Annotated in this window: 12 protein-coding genes and 7 pseudogenes; 11 read left to right on the top strand and 8 right to left on the bottom strand. The window is 40.5% G+C overall.

Annotation, left to right across the window (positions count from 1 at the left end; translation table 11 throughout):
* Positions 1-208: 208 nt before the first annotated feature.
* Positions 209-609, bottom strand: a pseudogene (locus NSS60_RS07680) (LysR family transcriptional regulator); the annotation flags it as partial.
* Between the two features lie 123 nt (positions 610-732).
* On the opposite strand from NSS60_RS07680, the pseudogene NSS60_RS07685 reads away from it, so the two are divergent.
* Positions 733-993, top strand: a pseudogene (locus tag NSS60_RS07685) (EamA family transporter); the annotation flags it as partial.
* A 208-nt stretch (positions 994-1201) separates the two neighbouring features.
* On the opposite strand, the gene NSS60_RS07690 reads toward NSS60_RS07685, so the two are convergent.
* Positions 1202-2575 (bottom strand): IS1380 family transposase, encoded by a 1374-nt coding sequence (locus tag NSS60_RS07690; RefSeq protein ID WP_088223305.1) that lies wholly within the window; start codon positions 2573-2575, stop codon positions 1202-1204.
* A 99-nt stretch (positions 2576-2674) separates the two neighbouring features.
* Between NSS60_RS07690 and NSS60_RS07695 the strand changes: the two are divergent.
* From NSS60_RS07695 to NSS60_RS07710, 4 genes and pseudogenes are all read left to right on the top strand, one after another.
* A pseudogene (locus NSS60_RS07695) lies at positions 2675-3349 on the top strand (DMT family transporter); the annotation flags it as partial.
* Positions 3350-3601: 252 nt separating this feature from the next.
* Positions 3602-4462 (top strand): oxidoreductase, encoded by an 861-nt coding sequence (locus NSS60_RS07700; RefSeq protein ID WP_004890406.1) that lies wholly within the window; start codon positions 3602-3604, stop codon positions 4460-4462.
* A 227-nt stretch (positions 4463-4689) separates the two neighbouring features.
* Positions 4690-5487, top strand: a complete 798-nt coding sequence (locus NSS60_RS07705) for an ABC transporter ATP-binding protein (protein ID WP_004890407.1) — start codon at positions 4690-4692, stop codon at positions 5485-5487.
* 61 nt (positions 5488-5548) lie between these two features.
* The gene (locus NSS60_RS07710; protein ID WP_192948447.1) at positions 5549-8230 is read left to right on the top strand and encodes a helicase-related protein; all 2682 of its coding nucleotides are present in this window, start codon (positions 5549-5551) and stop codon (positions 8228-8230) included.
* 131 nt (positions 8231-8361) lie between these two features.
* Here the strand turns inward: NSS60_RS07710 and NSS60_RS07715 are convergent.
* A pseudogene (locus NSS60_RS07715) lies at positions 8362-8424 on the bottom strand (VOC family protein); the annotation flags it as partial.
* 37 nt (positions 8425-8461) lie between these two features.
* On the opposite strand from NSS60_RS07715, the gene merR reads away from it, so the two are divergent.
* Complete coding sequence (gene merR, locus NSS60_RS07720) at positions 8462-8869, top strand: Hg(II)-responsive transcriptional regulator (protein WP_004890413.1); 408 nt, start codon at positions 8462-8464, stop codon at positions 8867-8869.
* Positions 8866-9711, top strand: a pseudogene (locus tag NSS60_RS07725) (FAD-dependent oxidoreductase); the annotation flags it as partial. The gene merR and the pseudogene NSS60_RS07725, both read left to right, overlap by 4 nt.
* A 44-nt stretch (positions 9712-9755) precedes the next feature.
* On the opposite strand, the gene NSS60_RS07730 reads toward NSS60_RS07725, so the two are convergent.
* Complete coding sequence (locus NSS60_RS07730; RefSeq protein ID WP_004890417.1) at positions 9756-12713, bottom strand: Tn3 family transposase; 2958 nt, start codon at positions 12711-12713, stop codon at positions 9756-9758.
* Between the two features lie 27 nt (positions 12714-12740).
* Positions 12741-13295 (bottom strand): recombinase family protein, encoded by a 555-nt coding sequence (locus NSS60_RS07735; RefSeq protein WP_004890419.1) that lies wholly within the window; start codon positions 13293-13295, stop codon positions 12741-12743.
* 232 nt (positions 13296-13527) lie between these two features.
* Here NSS60_RS07735 and NSS60_RS07740 point away from each other — a divergent pair, with 232 nt between their 5' ends.
* Positions 13528-14643, top strand: coding sequence for an IS4 family transposase (locus NSS60_RS07740; protein WP_032101754.1), 1116 nt, complete (start codon positions 13528-13530; stop codon positions 14641-14643).
* A gap of 218 nt (positions 14644-14861) precedes the next feature.
* Here NSS60_RS07740 and NSS60_RS07745 read toward each other — a convergent pair whose 3' ends face one another.
* Positions 14862-15965 carry an IS4 family transposase gene (locus NSS60_RS07745; RefSeq protein WP_088223726.1) on the bottom strand — a complete coding sequence of 368 codons (1104 nt, stop codon included), beginning with the start codon at positions 15963-15965 and terminating at the stop codon, positions 14862-14864.
* Positions 15966-16111: 146 nt separating this feature from the next.
* On the opposite strand from NSS60_RS07745, the gene NSS60_RS07750 reads away from it, so the two are divergent.
* On the top strand, positions 16112-17461 hold the full coding sequence (locus tag NSS60_RS07750) for an ISLre2 family transposase (RefSeq protein ID WP_088223306.1): 1350 nt from the start codon (positions 16112-16114) through the stop codon (positions 17459-17461).
* A 230-nt stretch (positions 17462-17691) separates the two neighbouring features.
* Here NSS60_RS07750 and NSS60_RS07755 read toward each other — a convergent pair whose 3' ends face one another.
* On the bottom strand, positions 17692-18195 hold the full coding sequence (locus tag NSS60_RS07755) for an IS630 family transposase (protein ID WP_445290610.1): 504 nt from the start codon (positions 18193-18195) through the stop codon (positions 17692-17694).
* A 109-nt stretch (positions 18196-18304) separates the two neighbouring features.
* Positions 18305-18775 (bottom strand): annotated as a pseudogene (locus NSS60_RS07760) (helix-turn-helix domain-containing protein); the annotation flags it as partial.
* Between the two features lie 120 nt (positions 18776-18895).
* Here NSS60_RS07760 and NSS60_RS07765 point away from each other — a divergent pair.
* Together NSS60_RS07765 and NSS60_RS07770 are read left to right on the top strand one after the other, a co-directional pair.
* Positions 18896-19279, top strand: a complete 384-nt coding sequence (locus NSS60_RS07765) for a hypothetical protein (protein WP_032101750.1) — start codon at positions 18896-18898, stop codon at positions 19277-19279.
* A gap of 541 nt (positions 19280-19820) precedes the next feature.
* Positions 19821-20645 (top strand): annotated as a pseudogene (locus tag NSS60_RS07770) (FAD-dependent oxidoreductase); the annotation flags it as partial.
* Positions 20646-20667 lie beyond the last annotated feature (22 nt).

The following is a 20667-nucleotide window of genomic DNA, read 5'->3' on the forward strand; positions in this document are numbered from 1 at the left end:
AACAAAAACAAATATAACATGGACGGTAGATGACGATTAGTTTTATGCGACAAGAGTTGATCAGTGGATCAGCTCTTTTTTCTTTACAAAATCTTTACTTGATTATATAATTATATAATAATTTACGGATGAAGGAGGGAGTATTATGTATCACATCGAAGAGGCGGCAAATATGTTAAAGCTATTAGGCGACAAAACAAGACTCACGATCATGGCTATATTCATCGAGAATAATAGCTAAATCATATTTCCCTTCCTTTAATACTTTTGCTTAAATGCTTGTAAATAAGGTGGGAGATAAAACCCAGCGACTGACTCAATCGTGCCAATTGATAAACTCCCAGCGAGCTCCGTTTGCTCAGAAAGACTTTGTTTCGCCTCATCAATCAAACTAACAATCTTATTTGCATATTCAAGTAGTTCCACTCCAGCAGATGTCAGTTTAATTTTCCCGCCCCAACGTTCAAACAAAACAACACCAAATTCCTCTTCTAGCTTTTTTATCTGTGTTGTCACACTCGATTGGGCGTATCCTAACATTTCACCAGCTTTCGTAAAACTATTCCATTTCGCTACCTCACGAAATGTATGCAAATAATCAAGATTCATACTCCCCAACTCCCCATCAAAAATATTGATGAACGATATCAATTATTATCAATAACACCTATGACCAAATACTTGTAAAATTGATTATAACAGAAATGTAAAGATAAACGAGGGGGATATTTCATGTCAACAAAAAATTTGAACACGTATATACTTTTATTTTTAACCACTACCATTTGGGGTGGTGCCTTCGTTGCTGGAAAAATCGCAACGACGACTTTACATCCGGTGTCAGTTGCTTTTTTTCGCTTTTTCGGAGCTAGTTTGATTTTATTTCCGCTATTACATTGGAAAGAACCAAATAGACCCATCCCTATAAAAAAAGACTGGGGAGTGTTAGCACTTCTTGGCCTAACAGGAGTATTTTTATATAACATTTTCTTTCCTGAATCCGTGATGGTTGGAAATCAACTTTGATTTTGGTGTTAGTTCTATGGATATATGATCCATACATCCCTTTTTTTGATGATTCCCTGCACCACTTTCATGTTTGAAAACGAGATAAATCCTCTTTTATGGAGATACAAACCAAAAAAGAGACAAAAAAAGTACAGGGGGGAGTGATGGATATGAGTACACGAACATCTGTTTGTTATCTTGCCTCTTTCCATTTTTGATACACATTCAGTAGGAGTATACTGTACCCACTCCTTCGCGTCAGTTTCATCCAGATCTGTCGTGATCGGCGGACGAGTCGACCTGCCATCGTGATCACCGTCTGAATGATCGTCTTGATGCGGCGGCGTTTCACTTTATGATGTAATGGATGTCTCGGATCGCTTAATAGATCTTGTCCAATCAGGCGAAGAAGGTTGTACACGAATGCTCCCATGACTAACACGAGCGCATTCGTTTTCATCTTCCCTGATGGAAGTCGCTCTAAATCTAAGTCGCTTTTCAGTTCGCTATGAAACTGTTCGCATGTCGCATGATCGTGATACAATGCGAGCACATCACTCATTCGAACATGCTCGTATCCTTCGAGGCGCACCCAGTAGCTTTCGACTTCGTAATCAGGAACGAGCATCAGCTGTCCATTTCGTTCCATCGTTCGTTCCGTCACTTGGGTGACTTGAACGTACGTATACGTGTGTCCATCGATTGCTGCTGTCTGTGGAAGGCATAACTCATACGTTTGTACTCCTTCTGTTTGTCCATCATCGACGCGTCTGCCCTTTTGCGAAGCGATCTGGAACCAAAGCGCTTTCGATTCTCGGCGTAAGTTTCGCTTGATGACAAAGTCCACGTCTTCCTTTAGACATACGTGCACATTCGCTTCCGCATCGTTTCCTGCATCCATGCGGACAAGCAGACGAGACGAGGTCAGCGGACGAGCTCGACGGATAGCGGTAGTTAAAAACGAAGGCATGTTGTCTTGTACATGTTGTTTCCCTGGACGCAGCTCGGCATGAACGATATACCCTTCCTTCCCTGCGTACGCAAACAACGGCGTAAAACCGTCAAATCCTTTATACGTTCGACTCACTCCTTCTTTTTTCGTATCGGAGTTATCAAATGGGGAAGCATCTATATCAAGGGGAAGCCATGTCGTTTTCCCTTTCGTCCAACAAGCGGACAAGGTAGCGTGTTGTCGAACCAACAGACGCATCGATTCCTCCCAAATGATGGTTTCGGTCATCGGGAGACAAGCGAGCTGATCGAGACGCTGTCGCAACGTTGGGGAGGAAGGTACGTGCCGAATGCCCATTGATGTCGAAAAGATATCGTCCTGACGATACGCTTCGATATGATCAAAATCCGTTTTTCCTGTGGCAAGCAAGCCGATCATCGAGCGAATGACGTCGCTATGGGAAATGTGCACATCTCGACGAACCGTTGGGAGCCGAAGTGCGTTTACTCGTTTATCCAGCTTCGTTTGGTGCAGTAAGTAGCCCACGAGAGCAAGCCCAGCACTTGGAGTAATCGCTTCATCTGTCAATACAAACCGAATCGGGAAATCTTTCATCACATTCACCTACTTGATGAAGAATCGTCAACGTCGTTTTCCCTTATCGTATCAACGGTTTGCGACCATTGTAAAGATGTTTTGTCACGGATTCAGGTCTTTTTTATCGCTACAAAATATGCACCAATTGTCAAAAGTTCATTAGTCATTGCAGTCAATGCACCGCTCATTACGCTTTTATCTGCGTTGTTTTTAAAAGAAAAATTGAACAGAAGAAGCGTACTAGGAATGTTTCTTGCAGTATTTGGAGCTATATATATTATTACAGATGGTCATCCTTCTGTGCTTATTGACATAGGATTCTCCCCAATCGATCTCGTGCTAGTGGGGGCATGTCTTAGCTGGAGTACATACTCTGTCATCGGAAAAATCGCGATGAAAAAGTTTAGTCCTCTTGCGGCAACAACATATGCAACAGGTTTTGGGACGCTATTTCTAGCGCCGTTTGCGCTATATTATACTTCCTTCGCATCCATCGAAGCGAGCGGATGGGATGTTTGGTTGAGCGTTCTATACGTTGCTATTTTTGTTTCAGCGATCAGCTTTGTTTGGTGGTATAACGGCATTCAAAAAGTAGGTGCTTCAACCGCCTCTGTTTTCATTAATGTCATGCCTATTTCTGCTACTGTGATGGGTACGATGTTTTTTAATGAACATTTGACATTCACTCATATTATTGGCGCAGCGTTTGTCTTTAGTGGTATTTTACTTAATATTTACAGCAAACAAGAAAACATGGTGTTTTCTCTCAACAAAAAAGAAGCAAACACATAAATTTTTGTAAATCGTGACGTTTCTTCTATCGATGGTATTTTTACATGAAAACATGTCGTCTATTCAAATGATTGGGGGACTGATTGTGTTGAGTGGAGCTATGCTTGTTGTCACAACAAAAGAACTTAAACCAAAGAAAAAATCGATCTCCATCAGTACGTGATGGAGGTCGATTTTTCAAAATGGCAGGAATATTGCCTATCGTTATCTAATTCCAATAAATGTTTCTTTATAGTAGCGAGGAGGATTGTTGTGAACCAAAATGTAAACTCCCCGTCGGTGGCGCTAGTGACAGGAGCCTCAAGCGGGTTTGGACTACTCGTCAGTGTTGCACTTGCGCGTGAAGGATATCAGGTCGTTGCTTCGATGCGAAACATGCAAAACAAAGAAATGCTTACAACCGTGGCGTCTGAAGCCGGCGTGTACGATCGGATAGAAGTCATATCTCTCGATGTCACCGATTTCGCTACGGTGGAATCGGTCGTGAATGATGTAACTAATCGCTATGGACGAATCGATGTATTAGTTAACAACGCAGGGTTTGCCGTTGGTGGTTTTGTCGAGGAACTCTCAATTGAAGAGTGGGAGCGTCAATTTGCGACGAACTTTTTTGGGTTAGTTGCCGTCACAAAAGCTGTTTTGCCGATTATGCGAACGCAACGTAGCGGTAAGATTATCAACATTAGTAGCATTAGTGGACGAGTCGGTTTTCCGGCGATGGGGCCATATGTCGCTTCAAAATTTGCTGTCGAAGGATTTAGCGAATCGCTTCGTTTAGAAATGTTGCCGTACGGAGTACATGTCGTCTTAATCGAGCCTGGGTCATTCAAAACAAATATTTGGTCGAAAGGACTTCAAGGAGTGTCCGTCCGTTCCGATTCACCATATGCAAAAGAAATGAAAACCATTGTGCAATACGTGAATCGAGTAGCTAAAACAGCACCACCCCCTGACGAAGTCATTAGGCAAATCATTAAAGCCGTCCAATCGCCGACTCCTCGTTTGCGTTACCCTGTAGGGAGAGGAGTCAAACTGACGTTAATGCTGAAAAACTGGTTGCCATGGAAGTGGTGGGAGCGGATTTTCCTGAAAACGTTTAATAAACAGAAATAAGCACAACCTTCATGTAGAGTTGTAGAAAACATACATTTGGAAGTAGGAGTTTTGTCAATTTTAGCGAAATGATGTGTAAAATCGTTGGGGATTGATCAACAAAATGCTTTAGACCAAGAATTAAGCAGGTGGCGAAAGAGATGGGAAATGTTTATTTTTTTCACCGGATTTCCGGGATTTATTTCGTCGATGTTGCTTGAGAAGTTTGTAAAGAAGGGGGAAGAGGAATGATTGTTGAGATGAAAAATGTTTCATTTATTAGAGAAGGGCGCGTCATTCTAGACCGTCTACATTGGGAAGTGCAAGAAAATGAACAATGGGTCATTCTCGGGTTAAATGGTTCAGGAAAAACATCGCTACTTAATATTTTATTAGGTTATGAATACCCATCAAAAGGAGAAGTTTCCGTATTAGGGCACCGATTTGGAAAAACAAATTTGCCAGAACTCCGCAAACACATCGGGTTTGTAAGCAACTCGTTTGAGAGATTTCAACCTACATTAGAATCGGAAACGGTGGAAGAGGTAATTGTTAGCGGAAAATTTGCTTCGATTGGGCTGTATGAGCCTGTCACAGTCGAAGATTTTCATCAAGCCGAACAATGGATGAATGTCTTTCGAATTGGTTACTTAAAAGGAAAAACGTATCGCACCTTATCGCAAGGAGAAAAGAGAAAGGTACTGATTGCTCGAGCACTAATGGCAAAGCCAAAGCTACTCATACTGGATGAACCAACCGTAGGACTAGATATGTTAACACGAGAAGAACTTTTAGCACTCATTAAAGACGTTATCATGAAAAAAGTATGCCACGTGTTATATGTCACACATTATATTGAAGAAATCATCGAAGAAATGACCCATGTTTTATTATTAAAAGATGGAAAAATTATAGCAGCCGGACAAAAAGAAAAAATACTCACTGACGATTATTTGTCAGAAACGTTTCAAATAGATGTGCACGTCCGTTGGGAACATAATCGGCCGTGGGTATCGATAAAAAAAGCCCTGCACTTCAGTAAATAGGAAAATAAAGGAGGACGAAAGGCGTAAAATGAATGAGAAAAGGGAGGAAAATTTCACTTCAATGTCCGTAAAGAAGCCAACAAATATACTAGAGAAATTACAAGCGCGATTAAGTCATCGGTTTGCGATTTTGGAAGAAGACATCTTTCATCTTATAAAAGAAGAATTGGTGTCGTTAGAAATTACGCCCGAACCTTTTCGTACAGTAAAGGACGTTTGGGACGATATAGATCTGTATTGTTTCGATGAAAATTTATTCAATCGATGCGAAGAGAAAATACAAACGTTTCTTTATGACCTACTTGCTGATTGTGTGAGGGAATTAGGAGTGGACGAAGTACGTACGTATCTCATCACCCAAGGGTGGTCAAATGAGGTAGAAGAAATGGACATGGAAGACCTTATTTATGGGGTAAATGAGCTATTAGACTGGGAAATTGAAGAAATCACATTGGATTTGCTTGAGCATTTTGGCCAGTATGAATTGTCATTTCTCTATCGCAAAGAATATCCGTTTCAACAGTTATGTAAACAAATAGAAAAACCAGTGGATTTGCATTTTTTGAACAATGCTCTATCTTCTTGGTTATTTGCAAGAAAGGAACAGATAAAAAAACAAATTCAAGAGGAGTACGGGGAAATGCTGTTAGATGATTCATTAAAGATAACAGCTTTTTCGAGCGAGAAGCTAGTACAAGCCTTTTTTGGTGTGGTGGATGAAGAACACCTAGCACAAATAGTTAAATACGTAGAAACAGAATTGACGAACGAAATAAAAACTCGCTTCCAAGCCTTTCTTGCCATTCGTCAAACATCTATATGGAAAGTTTGTGAATCCATTATTGATCAACACGTAGGCATATGGCTCCATGAAGTAAAAAAAGAAGCAAAAGCCCTGTACGATGAATGGGAGGAGCTCTGTCGCTTGCTCGAGAATAGTTGTTCTAAAGAGATGATAATAATTCTTGATAAAATGCGGCACTATCCGACTTTTATAAAAGAAGTGGATAAAAAACGAAGAACGAAAGAGGAATACGAAGCGATTTTATCTAAAATTGCGTATACGTATGTACAGTTGCTAAACGAAAAATATCAATGTTCAACAGAATGGAATCCACAGAAAATGAACCGCTGGTTGAGTACGTGGTTTACATCAATGGAGGAATTTGAACGCTCGTTTCTTCATTCTAAAGAGTTTAACCGCCACTTAAAGGCGATAAGCAAGCAAATTTTTGACCACCCTTTATCACTTTCCGCTTCATCGGTTCACAAAAAATATGTCGTTCATGTCGGTCCGACTAATTCTGGAAAGACATATGATTCGATGCAACGGTTGCTTCAAGCGAAAACAGGGATGTATTTAGCCCCATTGAGATTGCTTGCGTTAGAAAAGTTTGAAGAGATGTGTTCCCACGGTATTGCATGTGCCTTAATAACAGGGGAAGAAAGAAAAAATGTACATGGCAGTACACATATAAGCGCAACGGTCGAGTCGGTGAATGTCAACGAGGAATTTGAAGTTGTCGTTATTGATGAATGTCAATTATTAGCGGATGAAACGAGGGGGGCTGCTTGGGTCAAAGCGATTATCGGGGCGAAAGCGAAAGAAATTCATTTGGTTGTTGCACCGCATGCTGTTGGCTTGCTTCAAACACTGCTAACTTACCATCAGTTTGATTTTGAAGTAATCGAACACAAACGTACCACTCCACTCATTTGGGAAGAAAAGGATTTTTCTTTTCCAAATGACTTGCAAAAAGGAGATGCACTTATTGTTTTTTCAAAAAAGAACGTTCTCCATGTTGCCGCTTCACTCGTAAAACGAGGATATAACGTCTCGGTTTTGTACGGAAGCATGCCTCCTGAAACAAGGAGAAAACAAGTCAGGCAATTTCGGAAAGGGTTAACCGATATATTAATAGCAACCGATGCTATCGGCATGGGAATGAATCTTCCTATTCGAAGAGTCATCTTTATGGAAAGTAAAAAGTTTGATGGGAAAGCCGTTCGAACGTTAAAAGCAGAAGAAGTACAGCAAATCGCAGGACGAGCAGGAAGAAAAGGAATATATGAAGAAGGGTTCGTCTGCGCTATGGTAAATCGAAAAAAAATAAAAAAGTTGTTAGAGGCGCCGGTAGCTCCTATTGAATATAGTTTTCTCCCTATATCAATCGAATCACTAAAAAAATTTCCTTACGAATCATTCGATTTATTCAAACGGGCATGGAGCTTTTATCAAAACGAATTAAAAGAAACGCCTTATCGTGTTCGTGAAATAAGCGAATGGGAAAGAAAAATGTTCGTTTTAGAGAAAGCATTGAAAAAGATGAAGATCGAACTTCCTCTTTGGAAGAAATTATCTTTCTGTTTCGTTCCGTTTTCAATCGAAGAAACGAAGATAACAGATTGTTGGCTAACGATGATTAGAGAATATTTAACGGAAGGGAAGGTATCTCTGCCGCCTATCCTTACGTCGGTCGATGCAATTGATGAATTGGAGAACGGCTATAAACAGCTTATGTTATTTACGTCATTTGCTTATTCTCAATCGTTGTCTTTTAACGAAGAAGAGGTTTTTGAACTAAAAGAAAAAATTTCTGAAAAAATATTTGAAGTACTATCTAAACATTTGATACGCTATATGAAAAAATGTAAAATTTGCAATCAGGAATTGCCTTGGGATTTTCCATATCCCCATTGCCATCATTGTCATGAATATATGTATGTGGAGATGTCTTTTTAATTTGCTGCTTATCTTTCTAGGAGAATTTTTCATAAATGAACAATATAAAAACTTATTTCCTTCTATATAAAAGCGGATGAGATAAAAATAAGCTGTTGAGCTTGTGTCAACAGCTTATTTTCTTCTAGCTACTAATTTCCGAGAGACAGTTGCCATGATACACCGTATCGGTCTTCTACCCATGCAAACTTAGTACAAAGTTTATACTTAAATTGGAAGTGAGGTCATTCAATGTATCGGATTAGCGAACTAGCCAAACGGTGTGGCGTGAATAAAGAAACGATCCGCTATTATGAAAAGCGACAGCTACTTCCACTCCCTATGCGAACAGAAGCGGGGTATCGTTTATATTCAGATGCAGATGCAAAGCGCGTCCAATTCATTAAACGTCTGCAACAACTCGGATTTTCTTTAACGGAAATTCATCAGCTACTTGGCATTGTCGATCAAGATAAGGAAAGATGCGCGAATATGTATGTGTTTGTATCGAAAAAAGTGGAAGAAGTGCAAAAGCAAATCAAAGACTTGCAGCGAGTAGTACATGTGCTACAAGACTTGCAGAAGCGGTGCCCGGACGAAAAAGCGTTATACGAGTGCCCGATGATTGAAATGCTAATTGAGGAGGAATTTTCAACATGAAAAGATATATGATGCTCATTGAAGGAATGACGTGTCCAAGCTGTGAAAAACATATTGCTTCGATTCTTAAACAAATCGGCGCAAAATCCATTGATGTTAGTTTTCGTCGTAGAGAAGCGGTGTTTGAACTTCCTCATGCCAACGTGGAAACGGCAAAACAAGCCATAACTATGGCTGGTTATGAGCCGATAGAAGCAGGGGAAGTTGATGCAACAAGAGAATATGACTACATCATCATTGGCTCTGGTGCTGCCGCTTTTGCGTCGGCAATCGAGGCAAGCAAGTACGGGGCGAAAGTTGTCATGATTGAAAGAGGAACGATAGGAGGAACATGCGTTAATATCGGCTGTGTCCCTTCAAAAACGTTGCTCCGGGCAGGAGAAATAAACTACTTAGCAAAAAATCATCCGTTTCTTGGGCTGCATACGTCTGCAGGAACGGTCGATTTATCTGCACTAATCGAGCAAAAAAATGAATTAGTGCGCGATCTACGCCAAACGAAATATGTAAATCTCATCAACGAATATGGATTTACGCTCATACAAGGAGAAGCGGTATTCTTAGACGAAACGACAGTAGAAGTCAATGGGAAAAAATTATCAGCGAACCGCTTCCTGATTGCCACAGGTGCTTCTCCGGCAGTTCCTAATATTCCTGGGCTTGCGGGTGTGGATTACGTCACAAGCACGACGCTACTTGAACGAAAAGAAGTACCGAAACGATTAGCGGTCATCGGTTCTGGTTATATTGGTATCGAACTCGGCCAACTGTTTCATCATCTTGGTTCTGGGGTCCCACCAACAAAAAGCGCAAAACATACGCTAAGCAAATTTCGACATGAATAAAGCCGAGTTTTCCTACGCTAAGGAAATTTCGGCTTTTATTTTTATTGAATAAGAGGGCGCAGTGAATTTAAACTAGCTATTTTCTTCATATCAAAGGTGTATTCACCAAGAAAATTGATATGCTCCCATCCTAATGGTGAAATATGTTTTAGCAAGTCTTCTCGCAAATCTCCTTTTTCCTTCAACAAATTTATTGCTTCGGTAAGGTATACGGTATTCCATACACTAATGGCATTAATTATAATGTTTAAAGCACTTGCACGTTGAAGTTGATCTTGTAGTCCTCGTTCTCGTAATTCGCCTCGTTTTCCAAAGAATAACGCTCTTGCCAAGCCATTCATAGCTTCTCCTTTATTTAATCCTCGCTGAATACGCCTACGTAGGGCTTCATTAGATATATAATCTAAAATAAAAATAGTCTTTTCGATTCTTCCCATTTCTCGTAAGGCAGTAGCTAACTTGTTTTGTCTTGCATATGACCCTAATTTCCCCATAATCAGCGAACCAGACACTTTTCCTTCTCGAATCGAATGGGCTAAACGGAGCACATCATCAAAGTTTTTTTGAATAATCTTTGTGTTAATTCGCCCACGAAGTAATTTTTCTAGATCAGGAAAATCACTTGGCTTTTGAATGGTGTATAGTTTAGCATCAGCTAAATCACGAAGTCTTGGTGCAAAACGAAAACCTAACAAATGACTTAAACCAAAAACTTGATCGGTATAACCAGCCGTATCAGTATAATGCTCCTCAATATTTAATTCGGTTTCATGATGAAGCAGTCCATCGATGACATGTACAGCATCTCTTGCATTTGTATTAATGACTTTCGTATAAAAAGATGAAAATTGATCACTCGTAAATCGATAAATGGTTGCCCCCTTCCCTGTACCATAATGAGGATTTGCCTCGGCATGTAACGATGAAACTCCAACTTGTACTCGCATTCCATCAGATGAAGATGTGGTGCCATCTCCCCAATAAGAGGCTAAAGCAAGTTTGTGTTGAAAATTTACCAAAGTTTCCTGTGCTCGATTTATAGCATCATCATACAATCGCCATTGTGCGGCATTGGCCATCTGGTGATAAGTAATTCCAGGTGTAGCATCTGCCATTTTAGTCAACCCAATATTCGTTCCCATCGCCATAAGTGCAGCCATCAAAATGACCTTTTCCTCTCCCTTCGGAGGGCGATTGGTGGAAGCGTGTATTAACATTTCATCAAATCCTGTCCAGTGTGCTACTTCCATTGAAAGATCAGTGAGCTTAATTCTTGGAAGCATATTATATAAGGATAAACTGAAGGTTCGTGCATCTTCTGGGGTATTCTTTTCTAAACGATCCACTCTAAGTTTTGCTTTTTCTATATTTACTCCTTCAAGACTATCAAGGTTATTTGAAATCCATGTAAAGCGTTCAGCTAGAGCCTTTCTTCTTTCTTCAAGATATTCCTCTGCTGATGAACGAACTGCCAGTCTAGTTTCCTTTAAATTGGTTGTTGTCCATTCATCTTTGGGAACAAGGTAATCCTCAAAGTCTTTATGGAGCCTACTACCGACTACAGATACGTCTCCTGAACGAATATGATTTTTTAATTCCGTTAGGGCAGCCATTTCATAATAATGTCGATTAATAATTCCTTCCTCGTCATACACATGCTTTTCCCATCGTTTTGGGACGAAATCTAACGGAGCTCCATCTGGTACTTTTCTTTTGCCGGATTTATTCATCTCGTTCAATGTTTTTAATGCACGTAATAATGGTTCTGCTGCTTTTGTAGAACGAAATTCTAACGATTTCAGAAGAGCAGGGGTGTACTTTCTCAAATAAGTAAATCGATTCTCTAGCAAATCAAGGTAATCATAATCCATTGGTCGGGCTAATTTTTTTGCTTCTTCAACGGAAGCAACGATTTTATCCCAAGGCATTACCTTTTCAATGGTGCTAAATGGATCAAGTCCTTCATCTCGTGCTTGGGTAAGTGCAGCCCCAATATCTGCAAAATGAACAACTTTTTCATTAACTGCTTTTCCATTTTCCCTTTGCATTTCCTCTTGTGTTTTACGGCCTTTCGATTGTAAAATCATCATTTGTCGATCATGAATTTCAATTGCTTGGTCAATTAAATCCTGACTTAGTGTTACTAGGTATGCTATAAGAATGGCATATTTCTTATTTTCTTTAAATCTACGAAATGAATGAGGTTCATAACGAGCCCCAATGCGAGATAATTGAAGTAATCGATTAGGATGAACTTCATTCATGTTTAATGGGAGTTTCAACTCTCGAATATATTCTAAACGTTCTATTACTTTCAGAAAGGCATCGGGTGATGATTGGCCGGGAAGTTCTCTCAACCATGCTAATGGGGTTTTCCTGCTGTCCACAAAAGGATCTATAAGTTGATCCAATTTATGTTTTTGCCACACTGAAAGAGTGGCAGTTAAGGTTTTAAAAATCTTTTCCTCTGCCCTACGACGAGTTTCCCACACGAGTCGCTCTATTGTAGTCACTCCAGGAAGAATTATTTTTCGATTCCTAAGTTCTTCTTGAACAGTTCGAAGCAGATACATGGAATTTCCATTTTGAAGAGCATGTTTCAAAAGATACTGAGCTAATTCCCGATATGTACTTAAAGAAAAATTCTGATATCCATATACCTGTCGAATTTCTTCCATATGTTCATGCTTGGTTGGGTCACGTTGGGCATATAAAGAGAAAGAATCAGGATTAGCATTGATTTGTTTAGCTATATATTGGATTATATAATCTGGTATAGGTTCAACGTCTGTGAGAGACCATCCGGGATAGCGCAGTACACATAATTGGACAGCAAATCCCAAACGATTATGATCTCTTCTATGCCTTTTAATAATCTCTATGTCATATTGAGAAAAAGTATAGTAGGTTTCTAGTTCCCGTTCGGTCATATCAGCCGGAATTCTTACAAATTCTGCTCTTTGATCAGTTGTAAGCAGTTCCTTTCCTCTTGATGCCATTTCCTCCCGTCCCTTCATAAGTTTAGTTTATTTCTTTTCTAGGTATCGATAAACGGTTGTTCGTGAAACTCCCCACATTTGGGCAATATCTGTAATAGGTGTCCCACTTGCCACTAGTGTCTTTAACATCTCTAATTCTTTCTTATCTAACTTTTCCGGTCTTCCTCCTAATCGTCCTCTGGCTCTTGCTGCAGCACGTCCGGCTGCCGAACGTTCGTGAATAAGATTACGCTCAAATTCGGCAAAAGCCGCAAAGAGATGAAACATAAGTTGTCCCGTAGCGCTAGCCTTGTCCATCGTAATGTTTTCTTGCAGACTATGAAAACTGACGCCTTGATCATTGAGATCATTGACAATCTTAATAAGATGCTGCATATTCCTTCCCAATCGATCTAAGCGCCAGACCACTAAAGTATCACCAGTTCGAACAAAACGGAGAGCATCTTCTAATCCCTGTCGTTTATCTTTAGCTCCACTGATCTTATCGGTAAATATCTCCCCACAGCCATGTTTTTTAAGCGCATCTAATTGTAAATCTAAATTTTGAATACCTGTGGAAACGCGCGCATATCCTACCTTCATTTATTTCATCCTCTTTTGATTATTCTGTTTTTATCGTAACATAACTTAATCGGTAGGTAATATCTGAACATAGATTTATTTACAGGGTTTATCACTAGCATTGCAGTAATTAAATCTGATGATTTAAAATACTAAGAATGTTCAATTTTTTATTGATTTCGAAACAAAAAAATCCTTTACAATGGAAGTACAGGTGGTTCCTGTCCAAATCCAATCGTAAAGGATAACTGTTATGGACAAGAATACACTAATTTCATCATTTGGTAAATGGGTTTCACCCATAAATATTCAAAAACTTAGCGAACAAGTCAAAGAATTGAAACAGGACTATTACACAAAAAAGCTGACAACAGAAGCCTATATTAAATTTTTATTGGTAGCCCAACTGCTCGAATTTAAGAGCTTAGAGGAAATGAGTGATGCACTTGTAGACGAAGATCTTCAAAAAGCACTCGGATTTGAATCGATAAGTGCCTCTCAGCTATCCCGAAAAAACAATCAGATCAACCCACTAATTCTTGCAAATTTGTTCTTGGATCTTGTTTGGAAAATTCAACGGTACCATTATAAAAACGGAAAGAATATGCCACTGAAAATCATTGATTCGAGTACACTCCCGTTGAATTTGACCAATTATAAATGGGCAAAATTCCGTAAAACAAAAGCTGGTGTAAAGCTACACTTACGGCTCGTTTTCATGGATAAAGACACCGTCTATCCTGAAAAAGCAGTGATTACGACAGCAAAAGAACATGACCGAAATCAACTCGAAGTCCTAGTGGATGATAAAGAAGCCATGTATGTGTTTGACCGCGGTTATGTGGACTATGAACGTTTTGACCGGATGACAGATGATGGCTATTTCTTCGTTTCAAGACTGAAGAAAAACGCAGTCATTCGTGAAGTCTATACATTTTCACTTCCTGATGATTGTCACGTTCTATCCGATAAAATGGTCTATATTGGTACCACACAAAATCGTACTGAAAATGTCTATCGTCTACTAGAAGTTATGGACACAAAAGGGAACTTACTTCGTTTAATTACCAACCGATTTGATTTAAAAGCAGAAGAGATAAGTGGTATTTACCGATCTCGCTGGGCTATTGAACTCTTTTTCAAATGGCTTAAGCAACACGTAGAAATTAAGCACTTTTATGGAATGAGTGAAACAGCTATTCAAAATCAAATTTTCTTAGCCCTTATCACGTATTGCTTACATGTTCTCATTCAATTGGAGATGAAAAGTAAGAAATCCCTACTTCGAATTACTCGTTGGTTAAAGAGAGCTCTGTGGAAACCAGCTTATGTTTGGTTGCGAAAATTTGATGGGCGAGCCAGTCCATAATCTCCCTTTTGTCGTTGTCGCTCTGATTTAACTGTATATATTTACCAAATGGACAGTGCCGCCTTTCTTTAGGTTTTGTCTTTTTGGCACAAATTCACAAAAAATAATTAACAGAAAATTCTAACTATATTTATGCAATGCTAATGATTAAAATTAAATTAATACAACACTAGTGAGAATGGAAGAAAAAAATAAAATTATAGAAACACGGCTGTTGATTATCCAAAATTAGGCATACTACTCCCATATATTCGGGCATACTCAAATAAGACAGCTGCCATCTCGGATTTCCATTCGAGAGGAAGTTGCCCAGAGAAAAAACGACGGACAAACGAAAGAAAGGTAAGGGACGAGGTTGTCCGTTTTTCCGTTCGATGATATAGCCATCTCAGTAACACATAAGCGATAAATGCCGCAAAAAGTTGGTTGTATACCGCATGCTCGTTGTTGCCAAATAAGGTCGGAACGTTTAGATATTGCTTGATCCATCGGAAAAACACTTCCACTGTCCAACGTTCTTGATACATCTCGGCAATCTTTTCCGCCGATGCCTCTAAGACGTTCGTGACCACACGGATTTCATGCCCGTTCGCATCCTGAAAGATCACGACGCGATGGCGCTTTTTGGAACGACATTGTTTCGTTCCTAACTGGCAAGTAAAATCCGCCACAATAGAAGAAGAGGAGGAAGAAAGGCGCTTTAGGCTCTTTTTTTGATGGATCTCGACATTGTCTTTCATCCGAATCACAAACGGTTGCTTCTGTTCGACAAACCGATCGAGGCGTTCAATTTTAAAGTACGCTCGATCTTCGACAAGAACCGTTTGTACGTCTGTGAGCCGCTCTCCCACCGGTCCATCGTGGCGCAACCCTACGGTTTCTACGATGTCGCTCGGCATTTGTTGCTCAGGGGAATACGCGACGTGCATTTTCACTCCGGATCGTTCCCCATGATAGGGTGCCCATGTCAGGCGGTTTTTCCCCACGGTGACGGTCGTGGAGTCTACTATACGCAATGCTTTTGGAAAGCGAAGCGAACGGCGGGTTTGGCGATTGCACTTAGAAACAACCAAAGCAAATAAGCGCTTCATCACCTCGTACGGAACTTCTTTCGCTTTCTTAGAAACCGTCGAGTAATGAAACGTCGGCAATCCGTACATTTTCGCCACATCGGCACCATGACGGAAACTTTTCCATTCGTGAAGTGCCGCCAGCAGAAAAAAATCAACCAACGTGCGCACCGTAAACGTCCGCGAAGTGTCATGGTAGCCAACGGCTTCGGTAATCGACTGGAGATCTTCATCAGAAAGTATGAGTAAAATGTTTGTGGGAGAAAAAAAGACAGGTTCCTGATTTGGTATAATAAGGAACCTGTCAGATATGTAAGCAAAATAGATGAAAAACGGGCTCTCCTCCTGGTAAGGTAGTAAGTGCGAAAAAAATACAACCAAAGAAAGGAGTGGAGCCCATGCAGGATTATATCACAAACGGCTTGACATTAAAAGAGATCGAACAGTCTTTATTTAGACATATGCAAAAACAATATGGTCATCTCCTTCAACAGGTGTTGGAGGAGATCGACCGCACATTGGCAGAACAGCGGGACAAGAAACGATATGCGCTCAAAGATAAGCGGACGATCCGACTCCAAACGCTATTTGGAGAGGTGGAAGTGAAGCGAAACTACTACTTTGACCGTGAAAAAAAGGTGTATACGTCTTTACTCGATGTCTTTCTCCAGTTCGATGGGGCGCATGGAGTGAGTCCGCTATTAGAGGAGACAGCGATTCATCTCGCCGTGACGGGTTCTTCGTATCGACAGGCTGCGCAGTCGCTTGAAAAGCTGGTGGGGTATGCATGTATGAGTCACGAAACGATTCGCCAGTCCATCATCGAGGCAGAGGTGGAAGGGCACCGTGCGATGGAGAAAAAAGGGCGCGTGTTTTTTATCGAAGCAGACGGGTTGTACGTGAAACGTCAACGAAGCCGCATCAAAGGAAAAGAAGAAAAGATCATCACGATTCACCAAGGATGGGAGAAAAACGGGAAACGCGTATCCTTAGTGAATCGACGGTATATGGTTCATCAAACGAATGAACCGATTTGGGAAGCTGTAGAGAATTTTCTGATGAAGGAATACAGCTATGATCCGTTTGAGGATTGGGTGGTCATCAATGGAGATGGAGCCCCATGGATTACAGCGTGTCGAGAATATTTCGGGGACAGGGGGTACTTTCAGCTTGATCGGTTCCATGTGGCAAGAGAGATTCGTCAATTGTTCCGAGGTCATGCGAGATATCGGGTGATTCGAAAGAAGTTAGCATCATGGGATGAAGAAGGTGTGTTACGAGAACTCACAAGTGCCATCGGTACGTTAGAACATGAGGAGAAGGAAAAGCAACTCGAGGCGCTTGTTCGTCGAATCGAGGAGATGCCAGGATGTTTGCGTGACTATCGCGTATGGTTGAAGGAAAAAGGGATTGACACGACAAACATGAGGGCGATGGGGAGTGCGGAAGGAACGATGCATGTGTTTGCGAAACGAAGTAAAAACGGTCGAAGTTGGAGGGATGCAGGGATTGAAGCGATGTTGCGAGCGATCGTCGCGATAAAAGATACGTTACTCATTCGGACACGCGATGGAGTGATGTATGGCGTGGAAGAACGAGAAGAAACGAAACGAGAAACGATCGTGAAAAAGGCACTGAAGCGCGTGCAAACGCAAATGACAGAAGTGGTACGAGATAACATCCCATACCTTCGCCAATCTTCAGGGACACCGATTTACGAGGCATTGCAAGCATTGAAAGGTTTTTAAAACGAGAGAAAACGCACATACCTACAGGATGAGAGTAAGTAAAAGCGCTTACATATAACGATTTTATAAAACCATATATAACCAAAAAAATCGGTCGAGAAAAAAATCTCCCACAAAGTCTTGACTCAAACCATCAGAAACAATTTTTTGCATCAAATTTGGGAGTGTGGTATACTTGTGCATAGAGAGCACCTCCTATATACATCCAAATTGACATTTTAACCTCTGATTTACGCAGTACACCCGATGCGACGCAACACCTCATCCGGGTGTTGTAGAACGTACTGTTCAAAACGAGTAATGGATTGGGCAATATCGTTTTGATCCTTGTGAAAAACGTTGGCAATCACTTCATCTTTCAACCACTTCCACAGCCGTTCAATCGGGTTCAACTGTGGGGAATACGGTGGCAAAAAGATGAAATGAAAAGCATCGCCTTCCTCGCCATCAAGAAAGGCTTGTACCATCTTGGCATGATGAATACGCGAATTGTCTAACACAAGCACGAGGAATCGATCGGCATATTTCTCTTTCAATCGGCGCAGAAAGTAGAGGAAGGTTTCGGCATTGGCGGATGATGCACGATGAAACACTACATCGCCTTGTTGAACATCGACGGCGCCAAAAATAGAAACGTGGGCGTGGTGACCATAGCTTGGCACTTGTTTTTGATTTCCTACTTCTGCCCATGTCGTACGAAGCGCTTGATACGCACGAACATGCGTTTTGTCCACATAAAACATAGTGACGTTCTCGGTGATTAGTTTTTTTTATAAATTCGAGTTCCTTTTGAAAAGCAGCTTGATGTTCTGGATTCCCTTTCACAAGCTTATACGTCGGACGTGTCCATGACAAACGAAGACGATGCAATAACTTACGAATGCCTTCACGTGACATCGAAACGCCATAGGTATGTTGGATGTAGGATTGTAAAATACGCGTGTTCCATGATGAAGCAATGCCCCAGCCAGCATCCGCAGGTGTAGTAGTTAACACGAGTTGTCTAATTTCTTGTTGTTGTTCTTCCGTCAGAAATGGCACGCGACCAGGCGGCAACCGACGATCGAGTAGATGATCGAGCCCTCCTTCATTAAAACGTGCAACGTAGAGGGCAACCGATTGACGGCACAGATTGACCATTTTGGCCACATCTTTGCCAAGATGACCTTCCATGACGAGACGAACAGCGGTCACCCGAACGCGAAGCGAAGCATCTTTGATTTTCCGTTCTTGTTTCCGAAGTGTTCGAGGCGTCCAACCGTGATCATTTGTAATTTTAAGACGTTTCATGTCATTTCCGCTCCTTTTACACATGAGTATTTAGGAGCAGTATAGCCATGGAAAAGGGTGTTCATACAGAAGTCATTACTTTAAAGTGCATGTATATATAAACCAGTCTAGACTGGTTTATAAAAACTAATCGAGGTAGCTTAAATGAAAAAAAGTTATAAAGTAATGATACTTTTATTGCCGATAATAGTAGCTTTAGTTACTACGTTAAGCGTTCAATTCATTGAGGGAACTTTGAAATCGGAGTTACTTCACTTTACGATGTTTGAAAATCTAATGATGTTTACAATGATCTTTTTAACAATCTATTTATTTACTATTGCTTTTGTAGTACCTATTAATATTTATATAACTAAGAAAATTGATAATAAATTAATATCATTTGTTTTATTTAATATTGTAGGTTTAATTTTAATAGGTTGCGTTGATATTTGGGTATTAAAAAATTTTGAATTAAAGTCTTTGTATCTAATTTTCCCACTATTTGCAGTTCTATCTTTGTTTCAGTCGAATTCTAAAAGTGTTTAACAAAATATATATCAGAGAAGGATGACCGATTAGAGTTGTCCTTTTTTGTTTTATAAAAACGTTCAGATTTTTTAGGAAAAAACTAGGGTCCTGCCGACAAACGGCATTTATCTATACTTAGGACTAAAAAAACCTTGATTTGATAAGGTTTTTACATTAAGGACATGTGAACAACGTATTATTCTTAAAATCGAGTCTCCCTACACGAATTCTACAACAGATCGTTGCCATGAATGCAACAAGAACGCCTTAAGGCGTTCTAATGAATTAAAAGGCATAGGTTATTCAAATAAGATTAATTAATTTTAATGCCTTCTCGTTATCAAGTATTCAAAAAGTGACTTTTTACTCTATTTTTCGTCTCAATAAATTCCTTAATGTATAATATTTGTGTTTTGTCGGTAGGATCTCTTATTGAAAAAGATTATATTGCCTCAGTCTGTAATAAAGCCGATGATTCCTTAGCGTAGGAACAATCGGCTTTTTTTATGTCGAAATTTGCTTAGCGTATGTTTTGCGCTTTTTGTTGGTAGGACCCCGTTCTGAAGTCACATTGATGCAACGGAGCCAACGACTATTAAAAACATATGAGCCAGAAGTTTCAGAGGCGATGACAAAAGCGCTCACGACTCAAGGCATCCACCTCCTCACAGGAGCGTCCTTTGAACGCGTCGAACAAGACGGAAACGTCAAAAAAATATATATAGAAATCGATGGAAAAAAACAGGTGATCGAAGCGGACGAATTGCTGATTGCCACTGGGAGAACACCGAATACTGCAGCGTTACGTTTAGAAGCGGCTGGGGTGAAAACGGGTTCGCGTGGCGAAATTATTGTTAATGACTATTTACAAACGACAAATCCGCGCATTTACGCAGCGGGAGATGTCACACTCGGCCCACAATTTGTTTATGTCGCCGCATACGAAGGAACGATTGCCGCAGCAAACGCCGTTGGTGCCCAAAATAAAAAAGCTCAGCTTGACACCATCCCAGCGGTTACATTTAGTTCTCCGGCGGTCGCAACGGTTGGACTAACGGAACAGCAAGCAAAAGAAAAAGGATACGAAGTAAAAACATCTGTTTTGCCGTTAGAAGCTGTCCCGAGAGCAATTGTCAATCACGAAACGATCGGTGTCTTTAAACTAGTGGCAGATGCAAAAACAGGGAAATTGCTAGGAGTCCACATTGTAGCAGAACATGCGGGAGAAGTCATTTATGCAGCGACACTCGCGGTCAAACTCGGCTTAACGATAGACGACCTTCGCGAAACGCTCGCGCCGTACTTAACGATGGCAGAAGGATTAAAACTAGCGGCGTTAACGTTCGACCAAGATGTCGAAAAATTATCTTGTTGCGCAGGATGAGCCACTTCCATGCAGAAGCGGC

This window comes from Anoxybacillus sp. FSL W8-0382 (assembly GCF_038003845.1).
GTDB classification, from domain to species: Bacteria; Bacillota; Bacilli; order Bacillales; family Anoxybacillaceae; genus Anoxybacillus; species Anoxybacillus flavithermus_G.